3 protein-coding genes are annotated in these 11,987 nt (G+C 61.9%); all 3 read left to right on the top strand.

What is annotated here, in order from left to right; genetic code table 11:
• A partial coding sequence (locus tag FJ867_RS21890) for a DUF5801 repeats-in-toxin domain-containing protein (RefSeq protein WP_140818564.1) occupies positions 1-9,948 on the top strand: 9,948 nt, incomplete at its 5' end.
• Between the two features lie 26 nt (positions 9,949-9,974).
• Positions 9,975-10,343 (top strand): hypothetical protein, encoded by a 369-nt coding sequence (locus FJ867_RS21885; RefSeq protein WP_140498145.1) that lies wholly within the window; start codon positions 9,975-9,977, stop codon positions 10,341-10,343.
• A 444-nt stretch (positions 10,344-10,787) separates the two neighbouring features.
• On the top strand, positions 10,788-11,987 hold the full coding sequence (locus FJ867_RS21880) for an ABC transporter substrate-binding protein (protein ID WP_140762933.1): 1,200 nt from the start codon (positions 10,788-10,790) through the stop codon (positions 11,985-11,987).

The following is an 11,987-nucleotide window of genomic DNA, read 5'->3' as shown; positions in this document are numbered from 1 at the left end:
GTCGCGGTTGCGCAATACGTCTCGCTCCAGCATCCCGACACCAGCAGCAACGACGAGGGCATCGCGCTCGGCGCCGGCTCGGTCTCGGTCACCGTCACCGCGACCGATGGCGACGGCGACCACGTCACACAAAGCGCCGACATCTCACAGACCATCGTCTTCGAGGACGACGGGCCGAAGGCCGTCGGAACCGCCTCGATCACGGCGAATGTCGACGAAGACGGGCTTGCCGGGCACAACCCAGATGCCGGCAGGCCGGGTGAGACGGGAGCGATCGGCCTTTCCGCGACCGTCACGGGCGCTGCCGGCGCGCTGACCGCGCTCGTCGACTTCGGCGCCGACGGCCCGGGCGCCCAGGCGTTTCATCTTGCCTCGACGGCCGTGCCGGCGGATTCCGGCCTTACGTCGCAGGGCGCGCATGTGCTCATCGTATCCGATGGGAGCACCTTGCATGGTTATGCCGAAGCAGGAAACGGCGCCGGATTCTCGGACGGTGATCGCGAGATCTTCCGGCTGACCGTGAAAGTCGACGGCTCCTATGTCTTCACGCTCAAGGATCAGATCGATCATCCGGCGCTGGACGGCCAGGCCGGAGACAATGGTGAAAACCAGCTGACGAGCCCGATCGATCTTTCCTCTTATATCGTCGCGACCGACGGTGACGGCGACTCCATCTCCCTTGGCGCCGGGACCTTCCTGATCCAGGTCCTCGACGACATTCCGGTGCAGACCAGCGCCACCGTCTCCGGCAATGTCGGCGAGGACGCGCTTTTGCTGGCGAACTCGAATGGTCATTCCGTCGGCAATCCCGATGGAGATGGCCTCGGCACGGTCGCGACCGGTTCGCTGAGCTCGCTGGTCTCCGCCGGGGCGGACGAACCCGGTTCCTTCTCGCTCATCCAGAACCCTGCTGGCTTGCCGGCGGCGACGTCGAAGGGCGAGGCGATCGTCTACCACGTCGACGGCACGGTGCTGACCGGCTATGTCGAGAGCGGAACACCCGGCCTCGATGCGGGCGACCGCAAAGTCTTCACCCTCGATGTCCAGCCGAACGGCACCTACACCTTCACCTTGCTGGACCAGATCGACCACCTGCCGAATTCGCCCGCCAACGATGACAACCAGAAGCTGGTGCTCGACTTCACACATGCGCTCCAGTTCACCGACGCCGACGGCGACACGATCGCGATCACAGGCGAGACGACGACCACGACAGCCACGACAGGCCTGAGCCTGCATCCGGGCCACTACGACACCTACACCGTAGGCGGGGTTACGTTCGATGGACTGACGTTCAAAGAGAATCCCGGTTCCGCGCACGATTTCAACAACGGCGCCGGCGGCGATTCCTTCAACGTTTCGGGTCAGGGCGTCGGCATCGGCGACAATCATATCCATGACGATGAGGGCTTCATCTTCTCGCGGCCCGGCACCGACGCGGTGAGCTTCACCATCAACGGCAACGGTTCGGGCACGATTTCCTGGGAAGCCTACAATGGCGCCGGCGTGCCGGTTTCCGGCAGCTCCGGTTTCCAGACAGGAACGACGACCGTGCCGGCCGACGGCTCCGTCGTCACGATCGACCCGGCGGGCACTTTCGACCATCTGGTGATCCGCTTCGATCTCGACAGCGGCGACAAGATTCGCGCCGAAAATTTCCTCTATACGTCGACCACCACCACCAGCGGCGGCGTCTTCACCATCGGCATCGAGGACGACATTCCGGTGGCGCTGAACGGCAGCGCCACTCTTCCGACCGTCTACGAAGACACGCTGACCGGCCTGTCGAGCGGAAATTCGGAAGGCGGCAGCCAGCCAACCTCGGTTACTTTTGGGGCATCAGCCTTCGTCCCACTGCTTTCCATCGGCGCTGATGACGACGCGACTTTCTCCTTCAACGTCGAAAAGAATGGAACTCAGGCGGGCGTGTCGTCGGGGGGATCGGCGGTTCATTTCGTTGTGGGTGTCGATGCCGTCGATGGCGTCGCGGCGGACGGTCGCACCGTGTTCACGATTGCGGATAACAACAACGGCACCTTTACGCTGACGCTGCTCGATCACCTCGACCATAGCCTCAATTCCGGCGACAGCGGAACGATGGCGATCGACATCGGCTCGCTCTTCAAGGCGACCGACTTCGACGGCGACAGCGTCAACCTGGCCGGCACGTTGAACATTGTGGTCGAAAATGACAGGCCAGTGATCGTTGCGGCGGAGACCACCGTGGCGGAAAGCACCGCAGCGGGTTCCACAAACGCATTCAACGCGGCCTCCGCGACCGGCTCGCTGGGAATCTCGTGGGGAGCCGACGACGCCAATCCCAACAGCGGCATTCACGACCGCTCGGTTGCCTTCAATCCGGCGTTGGCCGGCGTCCAGGCTGGCCTGACGTCCAATGGCGATGCCATCACCTACACTCTGTCCAGCAACGACACCGTGCTGACGGCGACCGCCACGCACAACTCGGTCATCCGCACCATCTTCACCGTGTCGATCAACGATCAGACGAACGGCAACTATTCGTTCAACCTGCAAGACAATATCGACCATCCGGCTGGAGCCGACCACAATGGCAAGGCCCTGTCCTTCGGCTTCAACGCGACGGATTCGGATGGCGACAGCACGTCGTCCGCCTTCATCGTGCATGTCACCGACGACATTCCGGTCGTCACCAGCCCTGCGGGTACGGGCAATGTGTCGGAGAGCCTGCTGCCCCTGGTACAGCCGACATCCGGCGATCTCAACATCGACTGGAATGCGGACGACAAGGGATCGAGCCATCTCGAATTCGCGCGCGGTCCCGGCAACACTCTCATGGCGCCCGAAGAGCTGACCTCGGGCGGCGTTTCGCTGGAGTACACAGTCCGTCTTGCCGCCAATGGCGTCGATGAGGAACTCGTCGCCTTCAAGCAAGGCGACACCGTATCCAATCCCGTCTTCATGGTGACCCTGAACGGCGTGGGCACCCCGACCTTTGTCTTCACCCTCTGGCAGCCGCTTGACCACGACCACACCGGCGGCAGCGACGCCTCGCTGCCGCTCGGCTTCACCATCAAGGCCGTCGACGGCGACGGCGACTCCGTCACCCAGAGCTTTACGGTCAATGTCGCGGACGACGTGCCGGCCGCAGCGATGAATGCACAGGTCCAACTCGATGACGACGCGCTGGGCGGCAATCCCGATGGCACCGGCGATGTCACTCCCGACACAGCCCACACATCCGGTACGCTCGGTCACAGCTATGGCGCCGACGGCGCCGGTACGACGCTGCTCACCGGCGCGACGCTGCCGGTTGCGGGCGGGTTTTCGGTGACCTCGAACTCAGGAACCGACCTGATCATCAGCCAGGTGCAGAACAGCGTCGTCGTCGACGTGCTGAAGGTGCATCTGGCCGACACCACATCCGGCGCCTACACGGTCACGCAGCTTCATGCGATCGAGCACCCTGCCGGCGACGACGAGAACAATCTGCAGTTCGGCGTCAACTACACCGTCACCGACGGCGACCACGACACGGCCACCGGCACGCTGTCGATCGATGTCGATGACGACACGCCGACGGCAAGTGTGAGTGCCTCGCAAAACGTCGCCGAGGGCACAACGGTCACCGGCGTGCTGGACTTCGTCGCCGGCGCCGATGGTGCGACGGTGACGCAGATCAACGGCAAGACCCTGGTGTTCGGCGCCGATGGCTACTCACAGCCAATCGCCTTCGAGCACGGCACGATGGCGGTCATGGCGAATGGCAGCTACACATTCACGGCGCAAGGCGACGACGTCTATCTTACTGGAGGCACCGCAACCGGCACCTTCACCGTAAAGGATGGCGACGGCGATACGTCGACCGCCAACTTCGGCTTTGCGATCAACGACACCACCAACGACACGACGGTCAACCTTAGCGCCTCGACGGTGTCGGAAGGAGCGGTGGCCAACTACGTCTTCACGGCAACACTGTCGAACGCCTCCCAGGGCGTGACCACGATCACAACCAACCAGGGCGACATCACGATCGCGAACGGCCAGACCACCGGCACGCTGACGATTGCCTCAGGCAATGACGACGACGTCTATCTCGACGCGTCGAGCCGGACCGCGACCATCATCAACACCAGCGGTGGCAATTTCGAGCATCTCGTGGTCGGCGCCGCAACGGCGACGGCGCAGGTCACCGACACTACCAACACGGTGACCGCGACGCTCACGTCCTCAACAATCCCGGTCTCGGAAAATGGCGGCTCGATCCTCTACACGGTGACGCTGACCGGTACTCCTGGTTCGGTCGCACCGACCGCACCACTGACCTTCACGCTGGCCAATGGCGAGACAGTGACAGTCGCCACCGGCGCTACGACAGGATCCGTGACCCACACCTACACGGACGCCCAGATCACCAACCAGGCGAATATTTCCAATTCGATCGCGTCGGTGCAGTCGGGCGGCAGCGAATACGAGCATCTGGTCACGGCGGGCTCGACCACTGTCGACGTCAACTACTTGACGACGCTTACCGGTCTGACGCTGCAAGCTTCGGGCGGGGATACGTTCGTCGATGAAAAGGGCCTGGATATCCGTAGCGGCGAACCTGCGGGATCTGGCGAAAACGACAACAATCCGGCTACCAATGTCGATCCGTCGGAAAGCAACACCGGCGCCTTCGGTTTCACATCGCCCGACGGCCTGGTCACGCTGACGATCGGGACCACAGCGCTGACCTTGGCGGAGTTACAGGCCGCCTCGCCCGGAGCGCCGGTGACCATCTTGGGCGGCCCGGCCTACGGATTGCTCCAGGTGACAAGCTTTGTCGGAGACGCGACCGGCGGCACGGTGGCCTACAAGTTCACGTTGCTCGACAATGTCACTCATCCGAATACAACGGCGGATGCGGCGCCCGGTGACCGTGGCCTCGAGGATCAGGTGTTTGCGAACTACGGTGTTGTCGTTACAGACACCGACGGCAGCAGCACCACCTCTTCGCTCGACATCGCGATACGCGATGATGGCCCAACGGCCCACAATGACACCGATTCCTTCGGCACGGGCATCATAGGCAGCTCGATCCTCGGCAATGTGACAGACGGCACCGGCACCAACGAAGGTCTGCACGGCACCGGTATCGACACCCTGGGTGCCGACGGCGCCAGGATCAGCGGCGCCGCTGGCTCTGGTGGATCGGACACCGATGTGGCTGGCGGCGGCTTCGTCGTCAGCGGCCAATTTGGCACGCTGGCTCTGCAGGAGGACGGCAGCTACGTCTATACCCGTGTCTCCGGCCTGGCCGGCAGCGACGTGTTCACCTACACGCTGAAGGACGGCGACGGCGACACCTCGACCGCGACGCTGACCGTCGGGCTCGACAGCACCGGTCAGCCGACCGCCACCTCGTCAAGCATCGTGGTCGACGAGGACGATCTTGCCGCGGGCGTCCACAACACCAATAGCACGGGCGACGATACGACTTCGAACCCCGCGGACATATCGCTCGGCAGCTATGGACCGGACGGGCATGGCTCGCTCAGCTTCGACGTTGCCAATGGCGACACCGTCATGGACGGCGCTTTCACAGTGAAGCATGACGGTGTCGCGCTCCACTACTACTACGACACGGCCTCACACACCTTGTACGGCACGACCGATACGTCCGGCGCGACGGCCGCAGCCAACCACGCCGCCTTCAAGATCGAGGTCAACCAGACAGCGGCGACCTATAACTTCACGCTGCTGCAGGAGGTCGATCACCCGCAAGGCGGCGGCGAGAACGACATCAATCTTTCGCTTGGGTACACCATCACCGACTCCAATGGCGACCACGCCAACGGCACGGTCGGCATCAAGATCGACGACGATATGCCGGTGGCGAAGCCGGACACCGTGCAAGTAGACGAAGGCAGCAAGCCGACGCTCAATGCGATCCTCGTGCTCGATCTTTCGCTCAGCATGAACAGCGATCCGGATGGCGCGGGCGGTTTCACTACCCGGCTTGCACTCATGCAGGCGGCGGTCCAGAATTTCCTGAGCAGTTCGACAGTGATCTTCAACCAGATCACGATCTATTCTTTCGGAGTAGGAGCCGAGCTCGTCGGCCAGTACACGATCGGTGAAAGCAACTACATCCAGAGTGCCATCAACACTGTAAACGGGTTCAATTCGAATAGCCTCTCGGCTGGCACGCAATATGACTCCGCCGCCAACCTGATCGACGGCAGAAGCAGTAGTGCCGATCGCTACGCGAATTTGCCGCATCCCACGGCCGACGCCACCAACATCTACTTCCTGAGCGACGGCGACCCGCAATCGGGAGCGAGCCTGGATGCGAACGAGCAGAGCAGCTGGAGTAATTTCCTCGCCAGCAGCCAAGTGAACCAGGTCTTCGCGCTTGGCTTCAGCGATATCGCCAATACAAATTTCCTGGCGCAGATCGCCTCGCGCCCAGGCGATATTGCCGAAGCGGTGACGGATCCGACCGAGCTCTCATCGACGCTGGCGGGTGCGCTGCCATCGTCCGCCTCGGGCAGCATTCTTGCCGATCATGGCCTTGGCATCGATGCGTTTGGCGCTGACGGCGGCCACATCCAGTCGATTGCGATCGACGGTACGACCTATACGTTCAATGGAACGAACGCCATCAGCCTTTCCGGCGCATTACCCGGCGCGCATCTGCTTGCAAACGACGGCAAGTCGATCGAGGTGAGCACGAGCGCCGGCGGCAAGCTGACATTCTATTTCGCCGACGAGGGTATCCATCATGCGGGTGACTACGACTACACCGCACCGGTGAACGTCAATGCGGACAAGATCGAGACATTCCACTATGTGCTGGTGGATGGCGACGGCGACACGGCCGGAGCGGATCTGCAGGTAACGGTTCGGAACATTCCGGAGCCGCCGCGTATCGATCTGGACAATCATGCTCCGCTTAGCGGCAGCGCTGCAGACGATTTCTCGACGAGCGGCTATAGCGGCGGCTCCGGCTGGAATGGTGGCTGGACGGAAAGCGGTGGCGAAACAACCAACGCTAATAGCGGTGATATCCAGATCGCCGGAGACCGCCTGCAGTTCAACAATGGCATCGACGGTGGCGAAATCATCGCCAGGGCAGTCAATCTGGCAGGCGCAACTGCAGCGACGCTGACATTTAATTATGAAGACGACGGCTTGGGGACGGGCCAGAACATCGTTGTCGAGGCGTGGAATGGTAGCAGCTGGCAAATCCTTGGCACGCTGGGTTCCACGACCAGCAACGGCACAGGCAGCTTCTCCGCCGAACTGACCGCGGCCGAGATCAGCGCCAGTTCACAGATTCGCTTCCGCGCCGAAGGCAACTGGGATAATGGCGACAATTTCTACATCGACAACGTCAACATTGCCTACTCCAGCGTCGAGACCGCCACCGGCAGCACCGCTACTTTCACCGAAGGCGGTCCGGCGGCGGCTATCGCCACCGTCAATTCGCTGATCGCCGATGCAGACAGCGCCGACATGGCCTCGGCCACGATAGTGCTGACCAACAAGCAGGCCAGCGACGAGTTTGTCATCGCCGGGACGCCGGTATCAGGCGGCGACATCGGCACGGTGAACGGCATCGGCTATAGCGTTGCCGACAATGGCTCGCAGGTCACCATCACGCTTACCGGCAATGCGACGAAAGCCGACTATGAAACGGCGATCGAAGCCATCGCCTTCCACAACACCTCGAACGCCCCGGCGACAGTTGACAGGACTGTGCAGGTCACGGTCAACGACGGAACGTCGACTTCCAACACCGCGGTCTCGACGATCCATGTCGTGGCGGTGAACGACGCTCCGACGCAGACTGGCGACCATGCTGCGACTGTGGCAGAAGGCGGCACTTACGTCATCACCGCTGCCGACCTGAACTTCACCGATCCTGACGACGCTGCAGCGGGTGTGACATTCACGGCATCCTCGCTTACCAACGGCATCATCCAGGTCAACGGCGTGACGCAGAACACTTTCACGGGCACACAGTTGCAGGCCGGTCAGGTGACGTTCACCCACAATGGTTCGGAGACGACAGCGGCGAGCTTCCAGATCAATGTCGAGGATGGCAACGAGGACAGTAGCACACCGGTCAACTCGGCGTTCGATTTCACCGTTACGCCGGTGAACGACGCCCCGATTGGGGTCAATGACTCAATCATCATCAGCGCGACGACAAACGAGACTGTCACAATTCCAAATTGGGCTTTGCTGCTCAACGACAGCGACCCAGATGGAAACAGCTTGACTTTGACCGCCGCCTCCGGGGCAACCAGTGGGACCGTTGCTTCGGACGCATCCAATGTGACTTTTACCGACGCTGGCAACAATGGCCAAGCGGGTGGATCATTTACCTACACGCTGTCGGACGGAAGTGTGACGGATACAGCAACCGTAACTGTTTCGCGTGATACAAGCGGAAGCTTGGACGGCACCGCAAACGCCGACATCCTGATCGCCACCAGCGCGAGTGGTGAAACTATCAACGGAGGCGGTGGCAACGACATTCTTGTCGGGGGCGCAGGGGCAGATACCCTGACCGGAGGAACAGGCACCGACACTATGATGGGCGGGGGCGGTGTCGATACGTTTGTAATTGCGAGCGGCGACTCGCCGGGGACGACCGGTGGCAGCGGCAACGCCGGTACAATAACCGGCTTTGACGTTATCACCGATTTCAATCCTACGACCGACAAGCTTACGCTGGCTGGGACACCCTTTGCCGCCGCCAATGTCGGGATTCCCGCCCATGTCGATGGAACAAATTCTAGCCTGACCATCGGCAATAGCCTGATCAGCCAGCATAGCATTACGAATGGCATCATCACGCTCTACAACGCATCCAACACGGCAGTGACGCTTGGGTCGGCGGCGAACGTCGCCGCTGTTGTCCAATATCTGCACAACAATGATCTGGGTAATGCTGGCGTGACGGTCGCCTTCACCGCGACTTACGGCAGTGTCAGCCACACCTTCGTCTACGAGCAAGTTGGAAATAATCCGAACTCCGCCAATGACATTCTCATCGATTTGCAAAATGTACCGGGCGGCATCTCCAATCTGGGGACATTGATTGGCAACGGTCACATAGACCCCATCATCCTCGACCTGAACCACAACGGCTTCGCCTTCTCCGACCTCAGCCACGGTGTCCAGTTCGACATCAATGGCGACGGCGCCAAGGACCAAATCGCCTGGAACACCTCGAATGATGGCATGCTGGCGGTCGATCTCAACCATGACGGCAAGATCGACGACGGCACCGAGCTGTTCACGCCGAGCTTCGGCGGCGGCAAGTTCGCCAGCGGGGCGGCGGCACTGGCCTCGCTCGACGGCAATCATGACGGCGTCATCGATCACAATGACGCGGCCTTCAGCAGCCTGCTGATCTGGAAGGACGCCAATACCAACGGCGCCAGCGATGCCGGGGAATTGTCGCACCTCGCGGATAACGGTATCGTCTCCATCAGCACGGCGGCCAGTCCGGCCGTGGGCGAAATCGACGGGCAGACCGTGACAGGCAACGGCACGTTCCAGATGGCCGACGGCACCACCGGCAACTATGTCGAGGTCGAACTCGACACCTCGCTCGGTGCCCCCGCACAGCCGACCGTCGCCTCCGACGGCATGAAGACCTTCGCCATCGGCTCTCTCGAGGTGACCGACCTGATCGCCGACTTCCATGACGGGGCCAAGGGCGACCAGATCGATCTTACGGCACTGCTGAAGGGCCTGGCCGGCGTCACCGATCTCGAGGCCGGCGGCTTCGTGGAGATCGCGCAGTCCTCGGCCAACGCGGCGAACGCCGAGGTCAAGGTCGACACCAATGGCGGCGGCGACAACTATCACACGGTGGCGGTGCTGGAGAACTATACGTTCCACAGTGCGGCCGAAGCAGTCAAAATACTCTATGACGACAGCCATGGTACCAAGCAGGACGTGGCCTAAGGGGCAAAAGGAACGGGGTGAGCAACATGAACAGAATCTTGCGGGTGGCTTTTGGGGCCGGTCTGCTGTCGATCTTGTCGACGGGCCTCAATGCCGCCGACATCATCGAAGGACCCACGGGCGATTATTGCGGTGTCGTCGGCACCTCCAACCTGGTGCTGAACGACAACATCGTCGATCTCAGGGATCAGGTGGTGAAGCTGATGGACGAGTCGGTCGCCGTCGCAAACAGCTCGGAATGGATCAATTCGTCCCGGCCGGTTTTCGTCTGGGCCTCGGAAGCCAAGGTCGCCTGCGGCATGGCTTACGGCTATCTGAAGACGAACTACAAGGACGAAGACACGCTCAACAAATGCGAGTGTTTCCACGATCGCATGGTCGAGTACATGCACTGACCGGATAGGTAACCTGCGCCTGTTGGCCACCATGGCAGCGGACGGATCAACTCCTGAAGGCGATCGCCGCAACGATCGCCCTGGCCGGCATTGGCCAAGTCGTCACGCTGGCTTGCGCCGACCGGCTGGAGCAGCCTCCCATGGCACAACCTCCGTCGTCCGGCTCGGCGCAGCCGATCCATTGTGACGCAACCGCAGTGTGGTATGCGACAGACATTCAAGGCGTTCGTGAGCTATCAGCCGACCGTGCCGTTGGCGACGTTCGGCGTTTCCGCGTTTCGTCGGACCGCGATACCTTCTCAGGGCAAGCGCGACGGATCGGGGCGCTGAGGGCTCGGCTCTTCGGCGGTTGAAGAAAAACAGGACGGCACGACCAGTTCGCCGTAACATGCGTCGGAGACCAGACCGGGATAATAAACCGGCGGTGAACAGGGTGGGACAATCATGGAAGCTGGCCGACGGGTCCGTGGGCTGAAGATTTGGGCAACCGCCTTCGCGCTCGACGCGGTATTGTCGGGCTGCCAGTCGAAGGGGGGCGTTACCGAAGCGCTCGATCCGGCGGCGATTGCCGCGCCTGCCGGGCAGGACGGCGCCGCGGCCGCCGGCCCGGTCGAGGCAACCCAGTCGCTGGGTACCGGTTCGACGAAAATTACCATGCTGCTGCCATTATCCGCCCCGGGATCGGCGGGGCAAAATGGCCGCAAGATGCTGGATGGCGCCAAGCTCGCGATGACTGATATCGGCAATGGATTGCTTACGCTGACCGTGGAGGACACCAAGGGCGACAACGCACAGGCCGGCAAATTGGCGCTGCAAGCCCTGACGACCGGCACGAAAGTCGTCATCGGGCCGACCGAACTGCCGGCAGCCCAGCATATCGCCACATTGTCGGGATCGAAGCGGCCGCCCGTGCTGGCGCTTGCCGACAATTTCGCGGGCGGCGCCGGTGTTTATGCCGTGCGCCTCAGCGAAGCGGACAGTGCGGCGGCGGGCGCCGCGGGCATCGCCGCGAAAGGCGGAAAAAAATTCGTACTGTTTGTCGCGGGTGGCTCGAACGCCAGCACGGTCGAGAAGCGGGTCGCCAACAGTCTCAGCATCTATGGCGCGACGCTCGCCGTCACCGTTCCATATTCGGCCGGCGACGGCGCCGCCAAGGCGGTCGACGAAATGGCCTCGCTCGTGGACACTCCCGACGCTGTCATCATTGCCAGCGGCGATGCCAGCCCCTCGCCTATCCTTGCCGCCCTCAAATCAAAGGGCATTGCGGGCAAGGCGACCTCCGTCGTTGGAACCAGCCGTTGGCTGGAGCATCCCATGGAACCATCGTTCGAGGGAGCCTATATCGCAACGCTCGATCCGGGCGAAACCGGGCCGATCGCCGATCGCTTCAGGACGACATACAATTATCCCGCCGACGTCAACGTAGCCTACGCTTATGATATGGTTGCGCTGACTGCAGGAATTGCCAGCGCGGTCGGACCTGACGGTTTCAGCAAACAGGTGCTCGAAAATCCGAGTGGATTTCGCGGATCGACCGGCCTGTTCCGCTTTCGCGCCGATGGATCCAGCCAAAGATCGATGCCATTCTATCGGATAGAAAAGGGTGCGCTCAAACTGGTTGCCAAATCGACCTCGGGGTTCTGA

It is taken from the genome of Mesorhizobium sp. B2-5-3 (assembly GCF_006441005.1).
Lineage (GTDB): Bacteria > Pseudomonadota > Alphaproteobacteria > Rhizobiales > Rhizobiaceae > Mesorhizobium.
This window is presented reverse-complemented; position numbering and strand designations above follow the sequence as displayed.